Here is a 26245-nt window from a genome sequence, read left to right as displayed (position 1 = left end):
CTATATTTGACTATGCAAAAAAAAGCTGAATTTAAGGCAAACAATAAAAATAATATTCCTAATTTAGAAACCCAAAGAATAATTCAAGAATTATGTGATTTAGGGTATCCCAATAAAAATATATTATTCAATAGCAACTTTTGGGGTTCTAATGGTCAGACTTTTTTAGGTGATATTATTGTTTTGCCTGAAAACTCTGTATTGCATATCAATCCTATTTTGGTGATTAAAATTATTGACTCTTTAGAGAATTTAAACGCTAAATTACTGGAAAAATGGCAATATTCAGGAGCCAAGGTTTTAATCTTTAAACAAAAAGATATTATCAGAGTATTTGCCTTGGATAATCATCAAAATTATCATGAGATTTCACCCTTTATTCCTCATTTTAAAGAAATAGAAAATTTGCCAAATCCAGATTATTATCGTTTAAAATCTAGTTTGTCACCTGGTTATAATTTAAAATCTATTTTAGCCAATCTCCATGATCACCTCTATGGAAATAGTAATATTCGGATTCCTTCAAGATTAGGAATCGAAATTCAAAAATTACTATTAATTAAAAAATTTGATGAGGAACAAGTTGATGATCAATGCGAATTTTGTCTGACAGGGAAAGAATTATATAAAAAATATGATGATCAAATTACTCCTAATTTAGATGCCGTTAATCAAGTTGCTGAAAGGATAAAAAATCTTCTCCATAAATATAATTTAAACAAAGATGATTGTCACAAAATTAGATCTTTAGAGTTAGATCATGAATCAATTTATTATACTGTATTTCATTTAGAAGGAATATCTTTAAGTCAAACTCCTAGCGATGTTTTAGGTGATGCTTTAGAAACCTTCAGAAGCTATATCATGAAAAGAGAAGGGGGACAGTTTTTTACTCCTAGACCTGTAATTGAATTAGCATTAAATTTAGTTGGATTTACAGGGGAAAACCATCAAACATTAGCTGATATTAGTTGTGGGACATCAGGATTTTTACACCAAGCCAGAAAAATTATTATAAAATCAGCAGAAAAAAAAGGAATTCTTGATCAATCTAAACAAAACCAATTAATTTCCGATTTATTGTTGGGTTTAGAAGTTGACCAAGATCTTGTCCAAATTTCTAACACATCACCCGAATTGGAAAAACTCCCTCAAAAAATAGTAGAAAATCAAGATAGTTTACTTCCTTTTCAACATTGGAAAAGCCAACTATTAGATCGAATTTCACCTGATTCAAAAATGTTTATGGTAGGAAATCCTCCGTTTGGAACTAAAATTACTATTAAAAATTTAGAGATTTTACAATCTTTTCAGTTAGCAAGATCATGGAAAAAGCATCAAGATCAATGGATATCTACAGAAAAAATTGTTCCCCGTTCTCCTGATATTTTATTCATTGAGAGAAATTTAGATTTATTGAAACATGAAACAGGTAAAATGGTACTTGTTTTTCCTTATCAAATCCTCAGTGGCCCTCAAGAAGAATTTGTGCGAGAATGGTTAATTACTCATTGTAAAATTATAGCTGTTATTGATCTTCCTGAAGATACTTTTCAACCTTATACAGGAACAAAAGGAGCATTATTAGTTGTTCAAAAACGAGAAAAACCCAATCCTTTATGGGAAGATGAACCCGAATATCCTATCTTTATGGCTAGACCTATAAAAATTGGACATGATCGCAGAGGAAAACCTGTCTTTAAAGATGATCAACAGACTATTGTAGATATAGACTTACCTGAAATTAGCCAAGCTTATGAAGAATTTTTAAAAGCAAATGATCCAAGTAAAGTTACTAAAAAAGCATTCATAATTTCTTCAAAATCTATTACACATTCTAACAATATTCGTTTAAATGCAGCTTATTATGAACCAAAATCTTCTAATTTAAAACAACAATTAGTGACAATAACGGAACAAAATCCTGATTTTACTATTTCAACATTAGGAGAATTAGTAGATAAGATTTTTTATCCTGGGCGTTTTAAGCGAGATTATACAGATAATTTGGATCATGATAATTCTGTTCCCTTTTTAGGGGGTGCAAACATTACCCAATTAATTCCCGTAACCGAAAAAAGAATTTTAAAAAGTAGTCCGCACTATAATGAATTAGCATTAAAAGCGGGTTGGATTTTGATTACTCGCAGTGGAACAACTGGAATAGTAGCAACCGTCCCTCAAGATTGGGAGGGTTTTGCAGCATCAGAACATATTATTAGAATTGTACCAAATCCTGATAAATTAAACCCGGGGTATCTCTATGGATATCTCAAAAGCCAAATAGGACAAAGATTATTAAAAGACGGTATTTTTGGTTCGGTTATTGATGAAATTAATTGTAGTCATATTTCATTAATTCCTGTGTTATATCCTAAAAGTGTAGAAAAAGCTAATAAAATTGGTGATCAAATCTTAAAAGCTGATCTTCTCAGATATGAAGCAGCAAATTTGATCAAGAATACGACAGAAACAATAGAAAAATTTATTCTTTAAATAGTTCGGGTTTGTGCTTCCGCAGAATTTTTTCTATCCATACCCATAACTCATCTAAAGTTAAATTATTTTGAATTCTATTGCTTTGACTTTCCATTAAAAATGTATTTGAGGGTATATGTTTTCCACCCCGATCTAAAGGAATTACATGACCAGATTCAATGCTTCTAGGATATTTAATGAATCTTGAAAAAGAGATAGGTTCTAATTGAATGGGATCGAGACATTGACCCGGTTCTACTTGATGTCCTAATAACCAAATAAAACTATTTTGTATGGAATTAGGTGGTAAAAGTGGCGCACCTTCCATTGATAACGCCTGTAAAAAGTATTTGACTCCTACTAATTTAGCATCAATTTCAGTAGCATAAAATTTATGATCTTTCGGCAATTCCCAACGATTAATTCTATTACCATCTTGACCATCTTGCGGTCTTCCTGGTATACGACTGGAATTCGGTTTCCAAGGGGCTGAACGTGGCCCAGAATCATTGAATTTTGTACTAATAGCGTCGATCTTTTTTTGATCAAATCCAGCTAAAAGTAAATGGTTTTTAAATAAACTTCTTACTCCTGAGTAGAGTAGATTGACATTTTCTGTAGAGATTTTATTCTCTTGAATTGCTAGTAAATTGATGATTAGCAAAAGTTCTTCTATAGTTTTCCGGTGTACATTTGTATATCGTATTTTGCCTTCGTTAATTTGCTGTTGAATGATATTTTTTTCTATGGGTTTATTCATCAATCTTATCTCGATCTTGTTCAAAATTAAATAGTTCTGAAAACGAGACTTTTAAGGCTTCTGATAATTTTTCTAAGGTATCAAATGAAGGAGCATGAATTCCTCTTTCAATATAACTAATAAATTCTACAGATAAACCTGTTAACTCAGCTAGACTTTCTTGAGTCAACTTCTGAGATTTTCTTAATTTTTTTAGTCGGCGACCAAATAAAAATTTAAGATGACCTATAATTTAAGCCTCGTTTTCACAACTGAGGTTACAGACTACAGCATCTGGTGTTGCCAAAAAACGAAGTATGACTACGGATTTTTAATAATGTTAATTTTGGGACAGAGTAAATTTACTTATCTGATCGGCATTTTTGTCTGTCGAGTTGTCGTCGGAAAACTAAATCTATTTTGAGAGGATGAAGTTTTAAAGGATATCTCCCAAGAAATTCTGGGTTAGTTGGAATATTCTTAATCTCCTTGACGTTATCAAGATTAGTCCACAATTAACAGTATCTTTGAGGGAAATGAGCCAAATTTGCCAACTTGTGAAAAATATTTTAGAAACGGGTTATTTAACCCTGGAAGATGAACAAAAGTTACGAATACTTTTACAGGGGACAAAATATGGAGTCTCTGAATTAAATGCCTTTACCAACTTACAATATGCAGTCATACAAGGTCAAGTTCGCCAACAGTCTCGTGAGCAGTTAGATATGGTTTTTTCTGAAATAAAACTTTGAATTTTTAAAATAAATTATATATGGATTAAACCTCTGCTAACTTGAATTAGCAGATGGTATTTTTTCTTTTTAAAAGATTTGGCAAATAGTTTTAAATCTTAATTTAAAAAAATATTTGAGTTAATGGAATATTCAGAATCTGTTGTCCGTTTAAAAGATTAACAACTGAAAAACCAAAGGTGCAAAGAAAAATGAATACTTTTTTAACTCTTGTGTGTGTTGTTTTCTTAGGCAATTTAGGATTAAGTCAATTAGAAACCCGTCTCAACTCAGAACACCCCAAAATCAATTTTAACGGGATTCAAATTAACGGTAAAACCCATTTTTTAAATTTTGTTGATGAAAATCAGAGCCAAGATGAGGAGACACCTACTGTTCCTACAGCATGAGGGAATTAATTTCTTAGAAATTATCTAATTTTATGCAAATTAAAACAGTTTTAAAATCGTTTTTTCCTGCAATTTAATTATTGTTAAGAGGACAAGATTATGGCCTGTCAAGTTAATCGGCGTGGTCGCCCCAAATGTAATATTACCAACCATCCAGATCATCCTAATGATAAATTTTGTGCAACTTGTAATCAGCGTTTCTCGGAATCTAATTCTTGGCAAGTTATAGGATTTTTAATTGCTCTTTTAATAGCATTGATTATGATCAGTGTTAATCACGTTCAAAAAAGTTCAAACTCAAACCTACTAAGGAGGGAGACAATTTATATCAAGTCTAATTAGAGCAAATAATTATTTGTATCTTTTTAAAATGGCTCTAAAAAATGTTGAGGAAATTGTTGTTTTAAAGCAATAAAAACTGGACAGGGTTTTTGTTCCTGCATATTTTCAGGTTTATGCCAACTGTAGGGGGAAAAACGCGAGACAGACATCCATAAAAAACGTTTAGCTCGGGTCATGGCGACATAGAGTAATCGATATTCCTCGGCGGTTTTTAAATCTTTGGCTTGCTCCCAAGCTGTGGCTATATCAGGAATTAATTCTTGTCCGTGAGCAGCGGCTCGAATTTGGGCGCGGGCTACTTCCGAAAGGGTAAATTCTCCTAAAAATTTGGCTTGGGGTAATACTCTTAAACTCCCAGGAATTGTAGACTCTTGTAAGAAGGGAATAAACACATAATCCCAATCTAATCCTTTGGCTTTGTGCATGGTAATTAATGTTAATTGACCTTCCCGGGTATAGGGACTGTCTTTAGAGGTTGCTTCCTCATCAATATCCACGGTTTCAAACCGTTCAGAACTGACAATATCGTTTAAAACATCTAAAATTGTTCCCATGGAATGGTTACCAAAAGTTTTTTTACCAATCCGTTCCGCTAATTTATCCGCCGTGGCTAATTCCGTTTTTTCGTATTGCAAGGATAGGGCTAAAAAGGAAATCAATTGATAGGGTGGAAGCTCTAAACGGGCTTGCAATAATTGACAACAAAAATAACGACATTGGCGAATTTCTTCCGATTGTGGTGGGTCAAGGGGGCCGGGATAAAGAAATTCTTCGGGATGAATTGCAATTTTATTATAATCTAAATTAGGAATTAAATTGCGATCGCCTAATACTTTTAAGGCTAATTTTAAGTAATCCGGTGAATGGGGACGATCTAAAAATTGTAATAAAGATAAAATTTCTGCCGGAATTTGAGAATTTCGTGCCTGTTGGGAGGCATCATAAATCCGAATTTTGGTTTGAAAATCTTCGGGAATTTTAATATTATATAATTGGGGATGATTAAAAACATTAGAAATAAACTCTCCCTGTTTATTCTCTCTGAGTAAAATTGCAAATTTTCCTTGAGGATCATCTTCAAGAATAGTCACAATTTTTTGAACAATTAACTCAACAGTTTGATAAATATCCGCCACTTCCCATAGTTCTAAACCTCGATCATAGGCTGGGGGATTGGCATTAGTTTGGTGGTCATGAAATCCGACTAATCGAATCATTTGCTCCCTAAACGGTTGTTCATTTCCAGCTAATTTTGAACGATTGACCCAGGATAACATATAGTTAGCAGCATCAATAATAATACAACTACTGCGTCCAGCTTGATCCATGGTAGCTAATCGTTCCAACTGTTCACAATCATGACAAAATCGACGAAAATAAATTGGATCAGCCGTAGTAAATGTTGAGTTAATCGCTTGATTTGGATCACCGACTCTAACTAAATTTAAAGTTTCTAAATCATCAGTAATTGATTCAGAAGAACTAGCTAAATTTCTCAATAGTTTACTTTGTAGCGGGGTAGAATCTTGGGCTTCATCTTCAAAAACAGCAAAAACTTGATTTTGCCAAACTTGACGAATTGTGGGATTTTCTAATACTCGTAAGGCGGCTAAAATCATCTCATCATAATCAATAAAATTCAGTGATCGTAATATATTTTGATAATTTTCATATAATCCAGCAGCTATTTTTAAGGTTTCATAATCATCAGGAATTTGTTCGGAAATATTCGTTAGATCCTGCGGTCGCAGTCCTGAACTTTTGGCTTCTTGAATCACTTTCCAAGCTAAATTTGGTAAAACTTCAGTCCTTAAAACCGATTGTCGCCTTAAGCGTTCGGTTTCTTCTCCATCAAATTGAACCCCCTCAATTAATCGTTGATAATGGCGAGGATTAGCCATGATCCACTGTTCTACACAACTGCGGGTAATTCGATTACTGGGAGTGGGTAAAATTAAAGTAAAATTGTCTAAATTCAACCCCGATAATTCCGGGTTTTTTAACGCAATATTCAAGGCTAAACCATGCAAAGTATGAACCACAAATCCCCCTAAAGGTAATCGCATTTGTTTGAGTTCTTGACTCACTTTCGCGCGAATATTAGCGGCGGCGGAACGGGTGAAGGTGACAATCACTAATTGACGCTGGGAATGGAGTTGATGACGAGCGATCGCTAAAGCCGCAGCAAAAGCCATTCCCGTTGATTTCCCAGCCCCTGGAACCGCAGAAATAGCTAGTGGGCCCCCATTCCAATCGGCCATTTGTTGTTGACCCGGACGCAAACTTTGGTAAATTTCTTTAATTTTTTGATCTCGGAATGCACGAATTTGATCAATATTTTCTAATGGGTTCGTTGTTGGATCAGATAAGGCTATTTCCGGGGTTAGGATAGAATTAAGAGAGGAAACTGGATCGAGATCAAAATCGTCTGTCATGCTAGGCTCAATATTAAGTGAATAATCAACGATAATAGGAATATAACACTATGAATCCTAATCAAATTCGCTCTCAGACTGGATTAAAGCCCAGATTTATTTTAGGGTTAATGGTATCAATTTTAGCTTTATCGAGTTGCGCTCAGGCGAATAAAGCTAAACAGATTGCTCCCGCCAGCGCACCTGCACCTTTAGCCGCCGCAGAGGGTCTGGAAATGGCTAATTCTGCACCAGAACAAACGACCCCGGAACCTAAAAAACAATCCCAACTAATTAAGCGTGCTCAGTTAACCTTAATCGTACAATCAATTCATCAAACCACGGAATCAATTACGGAAATTATAAAAAAACAGCAAGGGGATATTTTAAAATTTGAAGCTCAGAAATCCCCGGATAATAGTCAGCGTCAAACCGCTTATTTAGAATTTAGAGTGCCGCAACAGCGCTTAGAAACCACCTTAAATGCGTTAGCCAAGTTGGGAACCGTAGAAAATCAAATGATTACGGCGGAGGATGTTTCGGATCAATTAGTGGATGTTCAGGCGCGACTGCGAAATTTACGGAAATCGGAGGAAATGATCTTAAAAATTATGGAGCGCGCGGGTTCGGTTGGGGATGTTTTGAAGGCGGCTAATGAATTAAGTACAATTCGAGAATCCATTGAACGTATTGATGCTCAGTTAAGAAATTTACAAAATCAAGTGGCTTATTCGACGATTAATTTAAGGATTGAATCATTAGTTTCCGTGACTCCGGCTCCAGACAATTTGGGTTTAAGAGTCCAAGAAACTTGGGGAAAAGCAACTCATAGGATGGGTGAATTTACCTGGCTATTAGTGGGATTGGTTTTATGGTTATTGGCTTTTAGTCCCTATTTATTAATTGTTGGAGGAGGAATTTATGGTTATCGTTGGTATCGTCACAATAGAATGAAATAGGGATCACGGATTTAAGAGGATTTCGCGGATTTCACGGATTTTAGGATTTATTGGGTGTAAATAGCGAGCGGGGACGCTCGCACTGCATTTGATTTTGATAAATTTTATGGGAATATCAAGCTATTTTTCCTATTCATCAATTTGCCAAACATCATGAATTTGATCCTCATCTAAGACCTTCTTAGGACGCATAATTAAAATCAATTTTCCCAGTAAATGAATAGCAGGAGTTTCATCAAACCATCGTAATTCCAAATGTTCGGCTTCTTCAACTAAGAAATAAGAATCAATATCCCATTCTCGTTGAGCGCGATCAATTAAAATTAAAATCGGTTCTGATTTACCGGGTAGGGGATTCGGTAAATTAGCACTATTTCCTAAAATTACAACTGGATCTTCCGCATTTCTGACGACTTGCCACCCGGGAACCGCTACCCAAGCTGCATTTCCTGATGATTTAACAATCCTAAATTCCCCTAATTCTTCAATCAAAGGAACGGCTTTAAAATCCGATGGAGTTAAGGGAAATTTCCCCGCGACCGGAATTAAACGGGGTAGATCTTCTTCCGTTTCTAAACGATAAATAGGTAAACGAGGTGCTGATTTTTTGGCGGTAATCGAAAAATCCGTTAACAGTTGTTCTATGATTTCTCGGGCGGTTTGGGAGTGCGCATATTTTAATCCTTTGGCAATTAAACGTGATCGCTGTTGTAAATCATGATGTTGTCGGGCAGCTTTCCAGGCTTGATAGGCTAAAGCATCCCCAGGATGCTCAGAAAAACCAGGAGGGAGAATCGAAAATCGAGAAAATTCTTTGATGGCTTTAGCTAATTCTCGGGCTTCATCCGCATCTAATTTGCGTTGATCTGAAAATTCAGTCGCCATCACCCGTTCTCCTTGATTCAGGATACGAAATTCATATAAAATATCGCTTCCTCGGTTTTGGAAATGGGATTGAATTTCTTCGGATAAATTGCCTTTGATTAAGGATGAAAAAACTTGCCCTGCTACAATTACTTGATTTTGTTGAATCGGTTCAAAACCCGTTTCTTCAAAAATTTGTTGAGGATTATAACCGGATTTTTGTAATTTAGCACAGGCATCGCCCCATTCCACCCAATTTCCTTCTTTCCGCCGTAATAATTGTATTAATTTAGCCGGATCTGCTGATGGATCGGGTGTTGAGGAAATAAATGGGGAAGAATCTTGTGGTGTTTGAGTCATAATTATAGAGAATTAATCAATTTCAAGGACAGAACAGTTTCAAAATATCAAGTTAGTTAGTATTTGACATCCGCCCCGCCGTAAAACGGGCGGGGATTCCATCTATTTCAACAAATCAAAGATTGACAACTGCTGAAATTCTGGACGGGTTGACGCTTCGCCGAGATGTGCTTTCTTTACAGAAAGACTGACCTTCTCTCCACGGTGGAACTTAGGGGTTTTAAACCCATTTTTCTGATAACTTATCATGGGTATGTCGTGCCGATCCTAATAATTTTTGGGCTTCTGCGCTAACCGTTGTCCCTGCGGGAACCTGTTCTAATATACTAATAATATCAGTTAATTGACCAATTAAGGAACCAATATTAGGCTCTTTAGAACGGGCTGAGGTTTGCCATTGAGCAATCGCAGCTTTTGCCTGTTTAACAGATTCTACCGCGTCTTTTTCCGCTTGTAACCGACTTTCGGAACTCCCTAAATTAGATTGATATTCAGCTAATTTTTTCTGAGCATCCAAATAACTAGGATTATCCGTTGGAACTTGTTCTAAGCGACGAATAGCTTCTTGCCATAATTTAATTACTTGTTCCCATTGTTTGGCGGTATGAGGCGGATTTTGAGCGGCTTTTGCAGCCTGAATTCCAAACTGCATCCCCGCATCAATTAAGGTATTTCCTTTAATTGTTCCCGCGACAAATCCCAGTTTTTCTTGAAAATCTCGTTTGGCGGTTTCTAAGTCTTTTTCAGCTAATTTTCCGGCTAAGGTTGCGGAGGGAATTTTATCTAATTGATCAATAGCATTTTGCCACTGGTTAATCATCTGTTGTTGTTGATTTCCAGCGCTAAGTTTGGAGAAGTTTTTTTGAGATTCTTTGATTAATTGTTCAGCTTTTGTATATGCTTGATAAGCATTTTGTTCTTGAAAAATTTTAGATTCCATCCGGCCAATATTCTTTCTCGCACTTTCATATTCATCGAAGGTAAATCGCCAAACACAACCCATAAAGGAACAGTAAGCTTGAGGATAATACCCTAAAAACCAAACGGGGAGTTTATCCAGATGCTGTTGAGATTTTTCGACTTTTTTAATACCTAATTCAATATCTGTAATTGCCGTAGCTTGATTAATTAATTGATCGGATTGTTCGACTAAGGACACCGCTTGTCGATAGTTATAATCCATACTAATGTAACTGGGAATTAATAAAATAGGTACGGTTTTTGAAACGGGAAAGCGAATCATCGGATAGGGTAAATTAGCGAGAGCCACAATTCCTACAAATCCCCCTAAAATGGCTGTACCTAAAAGCATTTTAGACCCAATTCCGGGGGGATGATTTGCTTTTGCAGCTTGCTTTAAAACCGATTGATTAAAGTCAGGAAATTGATCGGAAACTAAGTTATTTAACTCATCTAAAGTCAGGGGTTCTCCTGGCTGCGATCGCATTTTTTCCAAACGTTTCAGAATAATTTCTGCCCCCACTTCCCCGACTAAATCTTTCTGAGCATTTTTTTGCAATTCTCTTTTTAAAATTTCAAAGGATTGATCATAAAGTCTAACCATGACTAATATTCTCCTTAAATTATCCAGTAAAAACTGATTACTGATAGCGGGTTAATTCAACTCGATATCTTTGTTTTTTAGTAATAGCCATATCCTTAACTTCTAACCGTCCTTTTCCCCGAATAGCGATTAAATCCCCCGACTTTAATTGATAACTCGCTTGGGTAATTTCCTTCCAATTCACCCGCACATCTCCCCCATCAATTAAACTCACCATCTTGCTACGAGACATCCCAAATCCAGCAGAAGCGATCGCATCTAAACGCATGGAAGCTTCTACCGTGGTTAACTCTTTCTTCTTTGGTTCTCTAACCTTTAATTCACCGGGATCAATTCGTCGAGTTTTCACCGGAACAGACCGAACTTGAGTCAGATTTAACTCTAAAAAATCCGCCAATTCTGGAGTAACAATTGTTTGGGCACCCCGTTCTCCCAAAACAATAATATCCCCAGTTTTATCCCTGACAATTCCTGTCCCTAACATCGACCCTAAAAAGTCTCGATGGGTAGCCGGGTCAAAGAGAAAATTACCCGATATTTCTAACACAATAACGCTAACTTGAGTTTGATCAATAGGAAGTTCAGATCTGGCAATTCCTAACCGTTGGCGTTCCGCTTGGGGGTAACCGCCCCAGGGGAGCATTTGTACTTCTGTTAATCGGCTAAACACCTTTTGAGATTCCGCCAATTCCGGGGGAGAAAGGAAATCGGTTAGGGTAATTTCCCAGGTTTTCAGGGCTTGTTCTGCCAAGTCGATCACCCGGGCTAGACTATCTCGATTTTCAATGCCTTTTAGGAGTTCTTCTCTGGGTAACATGGGGGGATTTTAGGTGAGGGAAGATGAAAATTTATGCTATTATTATGATAACATTTTTAATTAAAAATGCGATTGATTTTGAGGAGTTTTCTTTCTAAATGATTAAAAATACCTAGAAAGAAAAGGGATAGATTTCATGATCAATTCCGCCTATTTTAATTATTCATTTTCCCCCACGGTATACCCTTGAATATTTTCCGGTTCTAAGTCTCTTAAAATCCGATTAGCTTTGCGCATCAGGGTTTCCGAACCCGTAACCACGACTAAATATTTCCCCGCATTCAGGCGGTTACGGTAGGGTAAAGCATCGCCGCCCCCAACAATTAATCCGACGCCACCCCCGGCTAATATACTCCCTAGCCCCCCTGAAATGCCGCCGAGCACCGCACCAATTAAATGATTTCCCAGAACTCCCGCCCAGGCAAAGGTATCTAATCCCGTAATTAAACTAAAGCAAAAACCCGAAACAAATCCAAAGGGAATTAACCAAGTTGCCATTAATTTAACTTGTTTAATGGCGCTTTCATTCGGGTCAATTAAGCCAAATTCATCGGCGGTTTTATAACCTTTTCCTAGAATACTGATTTGAGTGGTGGGCACACCTTCTTTTTCTAATTCAACATAGGCCGTTTCTGCTTGAAAGCGATCGGCCAGGACAGTGACAAGATAGTTCATAGGATAACGGTTCAGAATAGGCTATCAATCTATTGTTAGTCTACACAATCTCGGGTCTGATCTCGATTCCCCAGAGGCTCTGAATTGTCCATTGCCCATTCCCCATTGCCCATTCCCCTCCATAAATTTTTTCCAAGAATTCGCAGTGAATATACCCATTAACAGTTAAAATGACCTACTGCGGTATTTATACAGACCGTATTGGGGAGAGAAAATAGCTGATGAAAACTCTCCCGAACTTCCCCCTCCCCTAGCGGATTTTGTCCGGGGGTCATGTTTCGTTTCCCGCTATTGCAATCATTTTCCTAAATCATGTCTAAGGTTCTCGTATCCGATTCTATCGATCAAGTTGGTATAGACATCCTGTCTCAAGTGGCTCAGGTGGATGTCAAAATAGGTTTACCCCCAGAAGAACTGGTGCGGATTATTCCAGAGTATGATGCTTTGATGATCCGGTCTGGAACCCGTGTAACCCAAGAAATTATTGAAGCCGCCGATAACTTAAAAATTATTGGTCGGGCTGGTGTCGGTGTGGATAACGTGGATATTCCCGCCGCTACCCGCAAAGGAATTGTGGTGGTCAACTCCCCCGAAGGAAATACCATTGCCGCCGCCGAACACGCCCTGGCAATGATGTTATCCATGTCTCGCTATATCCCCGATGCGAACCAATCGGTGAAAAGTGGCAAGTGGGATCGTAAAAGCTTCGTGGGTGTGGAAGTTTACAAGAAAACCCTCGGAATTGTGGGTTTAGGTAAAATTGGTTCCCACTTTGCCGCCGCAGCAAAGGCAATGGGGATGAAACTTTTGGCCTATGATCCCTTTATATCCCAAGAACGAGCGGATCAAATTGGTTGTCGGTTAGTGGACTTGGATCTCTTGGTTCAGGAGTCCGATTATATTACGCTGCATATCCCCAAAACCAAAGAAACCTACCATCTGTTTAATGCGGAAGTCTTCGCCAAGATGAAGCCCACCGCCCGCCTGATTAACTGTGCTAGGGGCGGTGTGATTGATGAAGCAGCCCTAGCTGATGCTCTACGAACTGGCCAAATTGCCGGGGCGGCCCTGGATGTCTTTGAAAATGAACCCCTAGAAGCGGATTCTCCCCTGCGGGAATTGGGCTCTAAAATTGTTCTCACACCCCACCTGGGAGCCTCGACAGAGGAAGCTCAAGTTAATGTGGCGATCGATGTCGCTGAACAAATTCGGGATGTGTTATTGGGCCTGCCAGCCCGCTCTGCGGTGAATATTCCGGGGTTATATCCCGATGTTTTGGAAAAACTCAAACCCTATCTGCAATTGGCGGAAACCCTGGGGAACATGGTGGGTCAATTAGCTGGGGGACGGATCGATTTTCTCGATGTCCGTTTGCAAGGAGAACTGGCCGGAACGAAAAGCCAAGCGGTGGTGGTGGCTTCTCTGAAAGGGTTACTGTCCCAAGCCTTACGGGAGCGGGTTAACTATGTGAACGCCAGTATTGAAGCAAAGGAACGGGGTATCCGAGTAATTGAAACCCGGGATGCTTCTTTGATGGACTACACGGGATCGCTACATTTAGAAGCAAAGGGGAGTTTAGGGACGCATTCAGTGACCGGAGCCCTATTAGGCGATCACGAAATTCGGATCACCAGTGTGGACGATTTCCCTATTAACGTTCCTCCCACCCGCTATATGTTGTTTACCCTCCATCGGGATGTACCGGGGATTATTGGTAAAATTGGCTCACTTTTGGGCAGCTTTAATGTCAATATTGCCAGTATGCAGGTCGGACGTAAAATTGTTCGGGGCGAGGCTGTCATGGTCTTGAGTCTTGATGATCCGTTGCCTGAAGGTATTCTTGCAGAAATCATCAAAGTGGCTGGCATCCGCGATGCTTATACCGTAACGCTTTAATCAGTTATCAGTGATCAGTTAACAGTTATCAGTTGTAGGGGCGGGTTCATCGAGATGCTCGGTAATTAATAAAGATCTAAAAGAACCCGCCCGTACCAGTTAACAGTTTATAGCCCACAAAAATTAACTATTAACCATGAATTCTTTACTGTCAACTCATGACTGATACCTCTTACACTGTTAACTGATGACTGATGACTAATAACTGATAACTAATGACTGATAACTGATTACTGATTACTGATTATGGCTAATAGTTGGTGGGAAATTAAAGTATTGTGTGATCCGATGCTAGAAGATGCCGTTTTTTGGCGTATGGAAGCATTTGGTTGTCGAGGAACAGCGAGTCAAATAAAGAATAATTCCTGCTTGTTATCAGCCTATCTCCCCGAAGAAAAAGCCCATTTACTAGATTTAGCAGCCCTGGCTTTATTGTTACGTCAAGATGCGTTATGTTTAGAAATGCCAATTCCGGCGGTGACTTGGGATTTAATTGATGAACAGGACTGGTCAAGTAGTTGGAAACAATATTGGGAACCCACACCAATTGGCGATCGCTTTTTAGTTTACCCGGCTTGGTTAGCATTACCCGAAAATCCCGATCGCATCCTATTACGTTTAGATCCCGGGGTTGCCTTTGGAACCGGAACCCACGCCACAACTCAACTGTGTTTAGAATCTTTGGAAATGCGATTGGGCGGAGAACACAACCAAGCGGTGATTGCAGATATTGGTTGCGGTTCTGGTATCTTATCAATTGGGGCAATTTTGTTAGGAGCTTCTAAGGTGTATGCAGTTGATAATGATCCGTTAGCGACTCGTTCAACTTACGAAAATTGCGAATTAAACCAAATTTCACCAGAAAGAATTAATATTCAAGATGGCAGTATTGAGCAAGTAATTCAAGCAGTAGAGCAACCTGTAGATGGAATTGTTTGTAATATTTTAGCAGAAGTGATTATCGATTTAATTCCTCAATTTAATGCCATATCCAAGAAAAATACTTGGGCAATTTTAAGCGGGATTTTAATGGATCAGGCTAAACCAATTGCAGATACTTTAGAACAACAGGGCTGGGTCGTTGCTACCCTCTGGCGTCGTCAAGACTGGTGTTGTTTTAATATTCGACGATCCTAATTCAGTCATCAGTCATCAGTTAACAGTTATCAGTTATCAGTTGTAGGGGCGGGTTCTTTTAGATATGAGTTAATCACCGCGCATCTCGATGAACCCGCCCGTACCAGTTAACTGTTTTTATTTTAGCCCACACATATTAACAATGCACTCTTTACTGTCAACTGATCACTGATAACTCTTACACTGATAACTCTTACACTGTTAACTGATAACTGAATATGGTATTTCCCAATCAAATTGAAAATAGAAAAGCTGATCACCTAAGAATTTGTTTAGAAGAAGATGTGCAGTTTCGACAAACAACAACGGGGTTAGAACGTTATGACTTTACCCATTGTTGTTTACCCGATTTAAACCGTAGCGAAATTGATATCACCACATCATTTTTAGGTAAAATATTAGGAGCGCCCCTATTAATTTCCTCCATGACTGGAGGCACAGAACAGGCAAAATTAATTAATTATCGGTTAGCGGCCGTGGCTGAACATTATCAGATTGCCATGGGAGTCGGTTCCCAACGGGTAGCTGTGGAAAATCCCGATGTAGCTGATACTTTTGCCGTGCGATCGCTCGCCCCTAATATTTTACTCTTTGCCAATTTAGGAGCCGTTCAATTAAACTATGAATATGGTTTAGAACAGTGTTTAAAAACCATTGATTTATTAGAAGCCGATGCCTTAATTTTACATCTAAATCCTTTACAAGAATGTATTCAAACCGAAGGAGATACCAATTTTAAAGGATTATTTCATAAAATAGAACAATTATGTACTCAACTTCGGGTTCCAGTAATTGCCAAAGAAGTCGGAAATGGGATTGATGCCGTCATGGCCAAACGATTAATTGAGGCAGGAGTGACCGCTATTGACGTGGCAGGGGCGGGGGGAACCTCCTGGGCTAAAATCGAAGGAGAACGCGCCCTAGACCCCCTACAGCGTCGTCTAGGGGAAACCTTTGCCAATTGGGGCATACCCACGGCCGATTGTATTACCAGGATTCGAGAAGTGTCTCCCGATATTCCCTTAATTGCTTCGGGGGGGCTACGCAGTGGTTTAGATGCGGCTAAAGCGATCGCCCTGGGTGCGAATTTAGCTGGGTTTGCTTGGCCGTTTTTGCAAGCCGCCGCCGAATCGGAAGCAGCAGTCTATACTTTAGTAGAGATTTTAAAAGCAGAATTGATCACCGTGCTATTTTGTACCAATAATCGTACTCTAAATGATTTGCAAACATCAGGAGCCTTGAAACCTAAACCCTAAACCCCGCAACCCATTAAATGAAATTATCCCGTTTATTAATAATATGAAAGATTTTTTAAAATTTACATTTGCCAGTTTATTAGGAAACTTAATTGGACTGGTCTTGACTACCACTCTAGGCATTGGAGGATTAATTTTCCTAGTAATTCTAATGGCAAATCAAGAGTCTGGGCCATTAGTTAAGGATAAATCCGTTTTAGTTTTTGACCTCTCCTTGAGTGTGAGTGATACGGGGCCTAATCCCTCAACCTCTGAAGCCTTACAGGAACTTTTATCAGAGGATAGTCCGACTTCAATTCAGTTAAGAACCTTAGTTCAAACGATTGATCAAGCCAGTCAAGATGATAAAATTGTTGCCCTTTATTTGCAAGGAACTAATACTCCTATTTCTACAGGATTAGCTAATTTAAAAGAAATTCGTCAAGCCTTACAACGATTTAAACAGAGTGGAAAAACCATTATTGCTTATGATATTGATTGGACAGCACCCGAATATTATTTAGCTTCGGTTGCGAATCAAGTCGTGATTAATCCCTTGGGTTCTTTAGATATTAAAGGGTTAAGTTCTCAAGTCATGTTTTTAACCGGAGCTTTAGAAAAATATGGTATTGGGGTGCAGGTGATTCGGGTGGGAAAATATAAAGCAGCCGTTGAACCTTTTGTACTGAAAAAATTAAGTCCAGAAAATCGAGAACAAACTCAAAAACTATTAGGAGATTTATGGGGAGAATGGTTAAGAACCATTGCACCCAGTCGCAAAGTAACACCCCAACAGTTACAAGCCTTTTCTAATACTGAAGGTATTTTATTAGCAGATACGGCTTTAAAAGGAAAATTAGTTGATCAAGTTGCCTATAGTGATGAAGTGATTACAGACTTCAAAAAAATGACAGGAGAATCCCAGGATAAAAGTCAACAATTCCGGCAAATTAGTATTAATTCCTATTCTAAAATCCCTGAAGTTGCTGATATTAATAATGGTAATCAAAATAGTAAAAATAAAATTGCCATCATCTATGCTGAAGGCGAAATTGTCGATGGGAGAGGAACTTCTAGCCAAATTGGAAGCGATCGGTTAGCCAAAGAATTAAGAAAATTACGCTTAGATGAACAGGTAAAAGCGGTGGTTTTACGGGTTAATAGTCCCGGGGGCAGTGCCACAGCTTCGGAAGTGATTGGGCGGGAAGTGGAACTGATCAGAAAACAAAAACCTGTGATAGTTTCTATGGGGAATTTTGCCGCTTCCGGGGGATATTGGATTGCCATGGGTGCGGATCAAATTTTTGCCCAGGCTAATACGGTGACCGGATCAATTGGGGTGTTTGGATTACTGTTTAATATTCAAGATATTGCTAGTAACAATGGGATTACCTGGGATATTGTTAAAACCAGTAAGTTTGCGGATATTCAAACTAATAGTCGGCCAAAAAGTCCCGAGGAATTAGCTCGGTTACAAAAGGTGGTTAACTTAATTTATGATCGCTTTATTTCTAACGTAGCCACCCATCGTAAGTTACCTAAAAATAAGGTTCAAGAAATTGCCCAAGGGCGAGTTTGGTCGGGTTCACAGGCGAAACAGTTAGGGTTAGTCGATGAAATTGGGGGGTTAGATGCGGCGATCGCGGCGGCAGCCAAAAAAGCTAATTTAGGAGAGGATTGGACACTCAAAGAACCCGCTAAACCTCGGACATTAGAAGAACGAATTTTAGAGAATTTAGCCGGAGATAACCTAACAAAAATACCGACCCCCGTTGATCCCCTCACCCGTGAATTTCTCAGACTGCAAGAGGAATTATTGATGATTAAAGAAATGAATGACCCGAAAGGAATTTATACCCGTTTACCGTTTAATTTAACGATAGAATGAGTGAGTTAATCCCTGAAAAATGAATCCTTAGCTACAGCTTAACCCTAATTGCTGGTAGGATTTATTTTTAGACGTTAATTACCCACAAAATCCAGTCATTGATGAAATCAACTATTTGGGAACTCGATTTTTATAGCCGCCCCCTGCGGGACGAAGAAGGGAAAAAAGTTTGGGAAGTCTTAATCTGTGAAACCCCGCTCAATATTGAAGATAGCGCCGAGACAATGTTTCGCTACACCCAGGTTTGCCCCAGTAACCAAGTCAACTCAATTTGGCTAAAAGAGGCAATTGAAAATGTGATCGCCACCGCCCCCACACCCCCCTCTCGGATTCGCTTTTTCCGTCGTCCGATGGCGAATATGATTTCTAAATCCTGTAAAGAATTAGCCATTCCTGCCTCGGCTAGTCGGCGTACCTATGCCCTCTATCAATGGTTAAACCAACGCATAGAAACCTATTATCCCACGTTGGAAAATTATCAAGCGGGGGTTAATCCTTCGGTTCAATTTATCGCATCTCAACCCCAGCCCCTTCCTGATGCTTTGCAGGGGGATAAATGGGCTTTTGTGACCTTAGAAGCAGGTGCTTTTTCTGACTTCTCGGAATGGGATATTAGCTTTGGTGAAGCCTTCGGATTACCGATGGTCGGATTAACACCAGAAACCCCCATTCCTGGGTTAATTATTTATTCCTCTCGGGCTAATCCTTTAGCGGCTTGGATGTCGGGATTAGAGTTAGCTTATTTACGATTAGATCAGGATTCCCGTCCTAATTTATTATTAGAAACCGGGGAAAGTGAAAGTTGGATTTTAGCCAATTTACCCGATAGTAAAACCCAAACAGAAGCCCAAAATTTTGAACTCGCCAAACAAAAAGCCAAAAATGTACATTTTTTAGCGGTTCAATCTGACCCCAATTCTGAATCTTTTGCCGGATTTTGGTTATTACAAGAACTACAGTTCTAATGTTTAGGGTGCGTGTGCTGGGCCTGCGCACCATCTTTAATCCTATGTTAAAATAGTCTATACTTTGTTTCTTAGTTAGGATGAAACCATGACAACTCTAGTTTCTATTCCTGAATCTGCTCAAAAAACGCAATGGCAACCGGCGACCTGGGAGGATTATTTGGATTTTGTGAACAATCCCCATTTGCAGGACTATAATATTAGTTTTAATCAAGGCTATTTGTGGATTGATATGGGTAATGAAGGAATTAATCACGCTCGATTTAATGAATTATTAACTTTGGTTTTTGGGTTTTGGTTTGCCCGTCAACCTGATCTGTTAGTTGATCTTTTAGGAGGATGTGTGATTGAAAAACCTAAACAGCGAGGAGCTTCACCGGATAAAGTATTATATATTGGTGAAAATTCTCCCAAATGGCAGGAAGGAGAACCCCGCAGAATTAATTTAGAACAATGGCGAGTTCCCGATTTAGTTGGAGAAATTTCCGATACGACTTTAGCAATAGATTTAGATGAGAAAAAACAACTCTATGCTGGATTAGGAATACCGGAATATTGGGTAATTGATATTCGAGGAAAACGGGCGATCGCTTTTCGCTTACAAGACAATGGTAAATATCAAGAAATCAATACTTCTATTGCTTTGAATGGATTGCCGATCGCTTTATTAGAATTAACCTTAGAACAACTCGAAAAAACCAATAATTTTAACGCCGCTTTCTGGTTTTCCCAACAAATTATTAATCTATAAAATCCTTAACATAACCTCAAAACCTGGTTTCTTCAAGAAACCAGGTTTCTGTTAATTCCTTAATAACCGTAAACCACTTAAAGTTACCAATAACGTTGATCCTTCGTGTCCGATTATCCCCATGGGCATATTAATTAATCCTAAGAAATTAAAGATTAATAATAATATAATAAACAAAAGAGAAAAAGCAATATTTTGTTTAATAACTCGATTAGCTCGACGACCTAATTTAATCGCTTTTAAGATCTTGCCTAATTGATCCGTCATTAACACAATATCTGCGGTTTCTAACGCCACATCATTTCCCGCACCACCCATGGCTATTCCCACATCAGCTAATGCTAAAGCTGGGGCATCATTAATTCCATCTCCCACCATTGCCACCCCTGGATAACGATTTTTTATCTGTCGAATAATTGTTAATTTATCCTCTGGTAATAAATTAGCATAAACCAGATCAATATTTAACTGTTTTGCCACACTATCGGCAGTTCGCTGATGATCTCCGGTTAGCATGACGACCTGTTCAATGCCAAATTTTTTCAGATTCTTAATTAAGGTTTTCGCCTCTAAACGCACCGTATCCGTCACGGCAATTAATCCTAAAGTTTGATGATTTTGTGCTACCCAAACTACGGTTTTACCATCGGTTTCTAAATGGTCACTAATTTCTACCAATTCAGGACTAACATAAATATTATGTTGATAAATCCACTCTAATTTCCCGACAAAAATATGGTCTTCATCCACTTTTCCAATAATTCCTTCCCCGATTTGAGTTGCAACATTAACGGCTGTAATTCGAGGAATATTTTTTTCCTGGGCAAATTGGGTAATTGCTTGTCCAATTGGATGTTCAGAAACCAACTCCACCGCCACCGCTAATTGCAATAATTCTGTTTCTGATATACCCGCCATAGGAATAATATCAACAATATTTAATTTTCCCGTTGTTAAGGTTCCAGTTTTATCAAAAGCGATCGCATTAATTCGTCCAATTTTTTCTAATTGCGCCCCATTTTTAAATAAAATTCCATGTCTTGCCCCATTCGCTATTCCTGATAATAATGTGGGCATAATCGAGGCTAATAATGCAGAGGGAGAAGCAACTACTAAAAAAATTAAAGCTCGATAAATTGTAGTTTCCCAATCCCAACCTAAAAATAAAGGCGGTATAATTGCTAATCCCAGACCCGTTAATATAATAACTTTAGCATAACTGTGTTCAAATTTTTCCATAAATTTTTGAGATGGAGGTGCATCGGTTTGCGCCTGTTCAACTAACTTAATTACTCGTTGAATTAAACTACTTTCAGGAGGTTGATGGACTTTTAATTTTAACACCCCATTGCCATTTAATGTTCCGGCAAATACTTGATCACCAACGGTTTTATCTACGGGCATCGACTCCCCGGTAATCGCAGCTTGATTTATCGAACTATTCCCCGATAAAATAATCGCATCGGTAGGAATTATTTCCCCAGGTTTGATTAAAATAACATCTCCTATTTTTAATTGATTAATTTGGATTTGTTGCTCTTGTTGATTATCAATTACCCTAACTGTATCGGGGATCAATTGCATTGATTTTTCAATATTGCGTTCCGTATGTTTCATCGCAATACTTTCTAATGCACCACTCAAAGTAAAAATTAAAATTAAGATTCCACCATCTATAATTAGAGAATAATTTTGTTTCCAAACTCCTAAAAAAGCTGCCCCTAATGCAGCCACAATCATTAATAAATTAACATCAAATTGTTTTTCTTCTACGAGAGTTGTTAACCCGTCTTTGGCACTTCCATAACCGCCGATAACATAGGCAATGGGTAGGGCCAAAAATGCTAATCCCACCCAACCTATTTGTAAGCATATCCAACCAATAAATACTAAAACAGCGCAAACTACCGTCGCCATTATTTCAGAATAGTGCTGAAAAAAGCCCTGCACAGAAATTAGAGGATTAGAACGTTGAGTCATTATAAAAGAATATAAAATACTTTTTTTAGCATAAACCGTGATCAAGAATTTTGTACTTTAGATTTTGGATAAGTTGACTGTTGACGACTCAGTTTGATTATTCAAAGACATCTAGGGTTAATATTCCATCCTTTAAGTTTGCCTCTACAGAGGGGGACGGTCTGAGGTTTGGGGAATAATTTGTTTGGCCGACTTTGGCGAAGACACCGCCACGAAAATCCAACCTTCTTGCCAAAAATTTTGAAAACGATTATCATTATACTTAAACCGACCATATTCCCATCCTACCTTTATTCTGTTTGGCTGATGGGGTGCAAAACTGCATTGAGGACATCAAGATGAGATTTTCGGTTTACGCCGGAATGGTAATACTGTTATGGGGTATGAGTGTAATTAGTGGGTGTAACACCGTTTCTACACCGAAAAGTTCGGTTGAGAATAACAACCATCAAGCCAAACAAATAGCAGATGAAACTGTTAATAATACTGTTGATATTACTGTTAGCATTATGCCCCAAAAATATTTTGTTGAAAAAATTGGAGGCAAAAATGTGAGAGTAAATGTGATGATTCCTCCTGGAGTAGATTTACATAATTATGAACCCAAACCTCAACAGTTACAATCTTTAAATGATTCTAAGGCTTATATTGCCACTGGAATTGCTTTTGAAACGGCTTGGATAGATAGAATTAAAGCCGCTAATCAAAAAATGTTAATTATAGATTCGAGTCAAGGAATTGAGAGAATACCCATGATAGAAAATTATCATCAGGGTGAAAACCATCAAGCAGAAGAAACTTTAGATCCTCATATTTGGTTATCTCCTAAATTAGTTAAAACTCAAGCTAAAAATATCTATGATGGCTTAGTCAAAATTGACCCTAAACGCCAAGCCGAATATCAGGTTAACTTAAATCATTTTATCACAGAAATTGACCAACTAGATCAACAAATTAGCCAGAAATTAGCCCCGCTCAAAAACCGTAAATTTATCGTTTTTCATCCAGCTTGGGGTTATTTTGCCAAGGATTATAACTTAGAACAAGAATCAATTGAAGTAGGAGGACAGGAACCTAGTGCAGCCGAGTTAGCTAACTTAATTTCTGAAGCCAAACAAGAGAATATTAAGGTAATTTTTGCTCAACCAGAATTTAATCCCAGTTCTGCGGAAACCATAGCTAAAGAAATCGGAGGAAAAGTTATTTTTGTTAGTGATTTAGAGGAAAATTGGTCTACTAATTTGCTTCAAGTTTCTGAACTGTTATCACAAACTTTAAAGCCATAAATTAATTTAATTTTTTACCGTGATTTTACTTCCTAAATTTACATTTATATCCGTGAAAAATCCCCAAGAATTATCCCCACAAAGTTCTCAAAAAAATGAAGTCATCCGCTTGAAAGAAGTCTGGGCAGGTTATGATTCCCAGGAGCCGATTTTAGAGGGGATTAACTTAACGGTTAATGAATTAGATTTTATCGGATTAATTGGCCCTAATGGGGGAGGAAAAACTACATTAATTAAAGTGCTTTTAGGACTGCTAAAACCATTGAAAGGGGATGTAAAAATCATGGGTTATTCTGTTACAAAAGGACGGCGTTATTTGGGCTATGTCCCGCAAATTTTAGAATTTGATCGCAATTTTCCTGTGCGGGTGAATGAAGTAGTCAGAATGGGACGGTTAGGAAAGCGTCATTTATTTCAACCCTATACAAAAAAAGATGAAGAAATTGTGATTCAGGCTTTAGAAAAAGTCGAAATGTTAGATTTAAAAAATCGCGCCATTGGTGAACTTTCGGGAGGACAACGACAACGGGTTTTTATTGCTAGAGCTTTAGCCAGTGAACCCCAGGTTTTACTCCTTGATGAACCCACCGCTAGTGTTGACCCCAAAATGTGCGCGAATATCTATGAGCTATTATTAAAATTGAATGAATATATGACAATTTTAATGATTACCCATGATATTAATACTATGTCTTCCTATGTCAAAACTATTGGCTGTTTAAATCGACGTTTACACTATCACGGAGAACAACAAATTACCTCAAAAATGTTAGAACAAACCTATGGGTGATCAGCTTTTTCTTGTATTTTTTGAATTTTGTAGTAACTTGGGAAGTTTTTGTTTGTTCAATGCCTTCTGGATTGATTTTGAACTTATTTTTCTGATCAATTTTGGCAATAGAAATGGTTAAACAACGTTGCAAGGGTTAAATATGAATCTAATTGATAAAATCCAAAATGGGTTAATTTTAAATGACAAAGACCGTTTAATAGATATTTCTAAAACTCATTTACAAAATATCAATTTATGGATTAATTCAAATAAAAATTATCCCAAAATTCTAATATCAGAATCCGATCCTATCTTATTCTTATCGGCTTTTGTTGCTGCGGTGACAGCCAAATGTCCGGTTTTTTTATGTAATCCTCAATGGGGACAACAGGAATGGATACAGGTTTATCAATTAGTTAAACCTAATTTATTAATTTCTCAAGGTCGAATTTCTGATTATCAAAAACCATTAAATTCCAATCATGAAATTCTCAAAAATTTGATTATGATTCCCACCGGAGGCACATCAGGAAACATTAAGTTTACTGTCCATAATTGGGATAGTTTAACGGCTTCAGTCATAGGTGTCCAGCAATATTTTCAGTTCCCTACTATTAATTCTTTTTGTGCTTTACCCCTTTATCATGTTAGTGGATTAATGCAGTGGATGCGATCGCTTTTAACAAACGGACAATTAGTTTTAACGTCTTTTAAAACCGTAGAAGCAGAAGATTGGATTAATTTTAATCCTACTAACTATTTTATCTCCTTAGTTCCTACTCAATTACACCGTTTATTACAATATCCCTCCCTAACCCGTTGGTTATCTCAATTTCAGATCGTATTATTAGGAGGAGCACCACCCTGGTTAGAGTTATTAGAACAGAGTCGTTTTTATCAAATTCCCCTAGCATTAACTTATGGTATGACAGAAACCGCTTCCCAAATTGTCACTTTAAGACCTTCGGATTTTTTACAAGATAATAATAGCTGTGGAAAGGTTTTACCCCATGCTCAAATTAAAATATATAATGAGAATGGAGAAGAATTAAAAACAAACCAACTGGGAATAATTAAGATTAAAGCCGATTCTTTAATGTTAGGATATTATCAAGATAATTTTGAGCCAAACTTACGAATTAATAGCTTTACAACCGATGATTTAGGTTATTGGAATGAACAGGGATATTTAACTTTAGTAAGGAGACAAAGTAATAAAATTATTACTGGAGGAGAAAATGTATTTCCCGCCGAAGTAGAAGCAGTTATTTTTTCTACGGGTTTGGTTAAAGATATTTGTGTGATTGGAAAACCTGATCAATATTGGGGTGAAATTGTGGTAGCGGTGTATGTTCCTAATTATAAACAGCTTTTAGAAGTTGAATTAGAACAGGCAATTTTAGGAAAATTATCTAAATTCAAACACCCTAAATTATGGATTTCTGTAGAACAATTACCTCGCAATTCTCAAGGAAAATTAAATCAACAACAGATTCAAGAATGGGTTATGGGTTATCAGGATCGGTAAAATCAGTATTACTCATGGTAATATGTTCATCAACACTCACTGGCCCGGCTCCAAAATAGGTAATCATCAGTAACCCACCCATAATGGATAAATTCTTGAGAAAATCAATTTTTTCTGAGGGAACTTCCCAAAAATTATGAAAAATTACCGTAGCGGGAATTAAAAATACAATCAGAAGCCAAGCTCCTAAACGAGTTTGATACCCTAAAACTAAAGATAATCCACCTAAAATTTCAAAAACAATAGTTATAACTAATAATACCCCAGCCAAAGGTAGTCCTCGTCCGGTAATCATTGTTTGAGTTTCGGCAAAATCAAAGATTTTATTAATAGCTGCGTGTATAAAAATTGTTGCTAAAAATGTTCTACCAATTAAGGGAATAAACTGGATCATTATTTAACCTCTAGTTGCTTTTTTGCTTCTGGGTGGAATTGACCCACCCTAACAATAGAT

General features: G+C 37.7%; 22 protein-coding genes. 13 read left to right on the top strand and 9 right to left on the bottom strand.

Annotated elements, in window-relative coordinates; all coding sequences use genetic code 11:
- Positions 1 to 12 precede the first annotated feature (12 nt).
- Positions 13 to 2496 carry an N-6 DNA methylase gene (locus PL11201_RS06785; protein WP_079677815.1) on the top strand — a complete coding sequence of 828 codons (2484 nt, stop codon included), beginning with the start codon at positions 13 to 15 and terminating at the stop codon, positions 2494 to 2496.
- On the opposite strand, the gene PL11201_RS06780 is transcribed toward PL11201_RS06785, so the two are convergent.
- Entirely contained in the window at positions 2486 to 3238 is a 753-nt protein-coding gene (locus PL11201_RS06780) for a hypothetical protein (protein WP_079677814.1), read from the bottom strand. The genes PL11201_RS06785 and PL11201_RS06780 overlap by 11 nt on opposite strands.
- On the bottom strand, positions 3231 to 3467 hold the full coding sequence (locus PL11201_RS06775; RefSeq protein WP_079677813.1) for a helix-turn-helix domain-containing protein: 237 nt from the start codon (positions 3465 to 3467) through the stop codon (positions 3231 to 3233). Before PL11201_RS06775 ends, PL11201_RS06780 begins: the two co-directional genes overlap by 8 nt.
- A 286-nt stretch (positions 3468 to 3753) precedes the next feature.
- Here PL11201_RS06775 and PL11201_RS06770 point away from each other — a divergent pair, with 286 nt between their 5' ends.
- Both PL11201_RS06770 and PL11201_RS06765 read left to right on the top strand, forming a co-directional pair.
- Entirely contained in the window at positions 3754 to 3969 is a 216-nt protein-coding gene (locus PL11201_RS06770; RefSeq protein WP_079677812.1) for a hypothetical protein, read from the top strand.
- A 191-nt stretch (positions 3970 to 4160) separates the two neighbouring features.
- On the top strand, positions 4161 to 4358 hold the full coding sequence (locus tag PL11201_RS06765) for a hypothetical protein (protein WP_079677811.1): 198 nt from the start codon (positions 4161 to 4163) through the stop codon (positions 4356 to 4358).
- Positions 4359 to 4723: 365 nt separating this feature from the next.
- On the opposite strand, the gene PL11201_RS06760 is transcribed toward PL11201_RS06765, so the two are convergent.
- Positions 4724 to 7135: an ATP-dependent helicase gene (locus PL11201_RS06760; RefSeq protein ID WP_079677810.1), complete on the bottom strand. Its 2412-nt coding sequence runs from the start codon at positions 7133 to 7135 to the stop codon at positions 4724 to 4726.
- A gap of 50 nt (positions 7136 to 7185) precedes the next feature.
- Between PL11201_RS06760 and PL11201_RS06755 the strand changes: the two genes are divergently transcribed.
- A complete protein-coding gene (locus PL11201_RS06755; protein ID WP_079677809.1) occupies positions 7186 to 8073 on the top strand; it encodes a DUF4349 domain-containing protein in 888 nt (295 codons plus the stop codon).
- Positions 8074 to 8202: 129 nt separating this feature from the next.
- Here PL11201_RS06755 and PL11201_RS06750 read toward each other — a convergent pair whose 3' ends face one another.
- From PL11201_RS06750 to PL11201_RS06730, 4 genes are all read right to left on the bottom strand, one after another.
- A complete protein-coding gene (locus PL11201_RS06750) occupies positions 8203 to 9297 on the bottom strand; it encodes a RuBisCO accumulation factor 1 (RefSeq protein WP_079677808.1) in 1095 nt (364 codons plus the stop codon).
- A 220-nt stretch (positions 9298 to 9517) separates the two neighbouring features.
- Complete coding sequence (locus PL11201_RS06740; protein WP_079677807.1) at positions 9518 to 10861, bottom strand: hypothetical protein; 1344 nt, start codon at positions 10859 to 10861, stop codon at positions 9518 to 9520.
- A 37-nt stretch (positions 10862 to 10898) separates the two neighbouring features.
- A complete protein-coding gene (locus PL11201_RS06735; RefSeq protein ID WP_079677806.1) occupies positions 10899 to 11678 on the bottom strand; it encodes a photosystem II S4 domain protein in 780 nt (259 codons plus the stop codon).
- 159 nt (positions 11679 to 11837) lie between these two features.
- A complete protein-coding gene (locus tag PL11201_RS06730) occupies positions 11838 to 12353 on the bottom strand; it encodes a hypothetical protein (protein ID WP_079677805.1) in 516 nt (171 codons plus the stop codon).
- 312 nt (positions 12354 to 12665) lie between these two features.
- On the opposite strand from PL11201_RS06730, the gene serA reads away from it, so the two are divergent.
- The 6 genes from serA (at position 12666) to PL11201_RS06700 (ending at position 20225) form a co-directional block, all read left to right on the top strand.
- Positions 12666 to 14249: a phosphoglycerate dehydrogenase gene (gene serA, locus PL11201_RS06725; protein WP_079677804.1), complete on the top strand. Its 1584-nt coding sequence runs from the start codon at positions 12666 to 12668 to the stop codon at positions 14247 to 14249.
- A gap of 246 nt (positions 14250 to 14495) precedes the next feature.
- Positions 14496 to 15386: a 50S ribosomal protein L11 methyltransferase gene (prmA, locus tag PL11201_RS06720; protein ID WP_079677803.1), complete on the top strand. Its 891-nt coding sequence runs from the start codon at positions 14496 to 14498 to the stop codon at positions 15384 to 15386.
- 218 nt (positions 15387 to 15604) lie between these two features.
- On the top strand, positions 15605 to 16642 hold the full coding sequence (fni, locus tag PL11201_RS06715; protein WP_079677802.1) for a type 2 isopentenyl-diphosphate Delta-isomerase: 1038 nt from the start codon (positions 15605 to 15607) through the stop codon (positions 16640 to 16642).
- A 43-nt stretch (positions 16643 to 16685) separates the two neighbouring features.
- Positions 16686 to 18509, top strand: a complete 1824-nt coding sequence (sppA, locus tag PL11201_RS06710; protein WP_079677801.1) for a signal peptide peptidase SppA — start codon at positions 16686 to 16688, stop codon at positions 18507 to 18509.
- Between the two features lie 101 nt (positions 18510 to 18610).
- Positions 18611 to 19474, top strand: a complete 864-nt coding sequence (locus tag PL11201_RS06705) for a Tab2/Atab2 family RNA-binding protein (protein ID WP_079677800.1) — start codon at positions 18611 to 18613, stop codon at positions 19472 to 19474.
- An 88-nt stretch (positions 19475 to 19562) separates the two neighbouring features.
- Positions 19563 to 20225, top strand: coding sequence for a Uma2 family endonuclease (locus PL11201_RS06700; RefSeq protein WP_079677799.1), 663 nt, complete (start codon positions 19563 to 19565; stop codon positions 20223 to 20225).
- Between the two features lie 51 nt (positions 20226 to 20276).
- On the opposite strand, the gene PL11201_RS06695 is transcribed toward PL11201_RS06700, so the two are convergent.
- Positions 20277 to 22205 (bottom strand): heavy metal translocating P-type ATPase, encoded by a 1929-nt coding sequence (locus tag PL11201_RS06695; RefSeq protein ID WP_079677798.1) that lies wholly within the window; start codon positions 22203 to 22205, stop codon positions 20277 to 20279.
- A 338-nt stretch (positions 22206 to 22543) separates the two neighbouring features.
- Here PL11201_RS06695 and PL11201_RS06690 point away from each other — a divergent pair, with 338 nt between their 5' ends.
- From PL11201_RS06690 to PL11201_RS06680, 3 genes are all read left to right on the top strand, one after another.
- Positions 22544 to 23491 (top strand): metal ABC transporter solute-binding protein, Zn/Mn family, encoded by a 948-nt coding sequence (locus tag PL11201_RS06690; protein WP_079677797.1) that lies wholly within the window; start codon positions 22544 to 22546, stop codon positions 23489 to 23491.
- Between the two features lie 52 nt (positions 23492 to 23543).
- The gene (locus PL11201_RS06685) at positions 23544 to 24281 is read left to right on the top strand and encodes a metal ABC transporter ATP-binding protein (protein WP_079677796.1); all 738 of its coding nucleotides are present in this window, start codon (positions 23544 to 23546) and stop codon (positions 24279 to 24281) included.
- A 142-nt stretch (positions 24282 to 24423) separates the two neighbouring features.
- Positions 24424 to 25791 carry a 2-succinylbenzoate--CoA ligase gene (locus PL11201_RS06680; protein ID WP_079677795.1) on the top strand — a complete coding sequence of 456 codons (1368 nt, stop codon included), beginning with the start codon at positions 24424 to 24426 and terminating at the stop codon, positions 25789 to 25791.
- On the opposite strand, the gene PL11201_RS06675 is transcribed toward PL11201_RS06680, so the two are convergent.
- Entirely contained in the window at positions 25769 to 26185 is a 417-nt protein-coding gene (locus PL11201_RS06675) for a DoxX family protein (RefSeq protein ID WP_234996628.1), read from the bottom strand. The genes PL11201_RS06680 and PL11201_RS06675 overlap by 23 nt on opposite strands.
- Positions 26186 to 26245 lie beyond the last annotated feature (60 nt).

It is taken from the genome of Planktothrix sp. PCC 11201, from assembly GCF_900009135.1.
Classification (GTDB): Bacteria; Cyanobacteriota; Cyanobacteriia; order Cyanobacteriales; family Microcoleaceae; genus Planktothrix.
The sequence above is the reverse complement of the archived record's forward strand: the minus strand, read 5'-3'. Positions and strand labels throughout refer to the sequence as shown.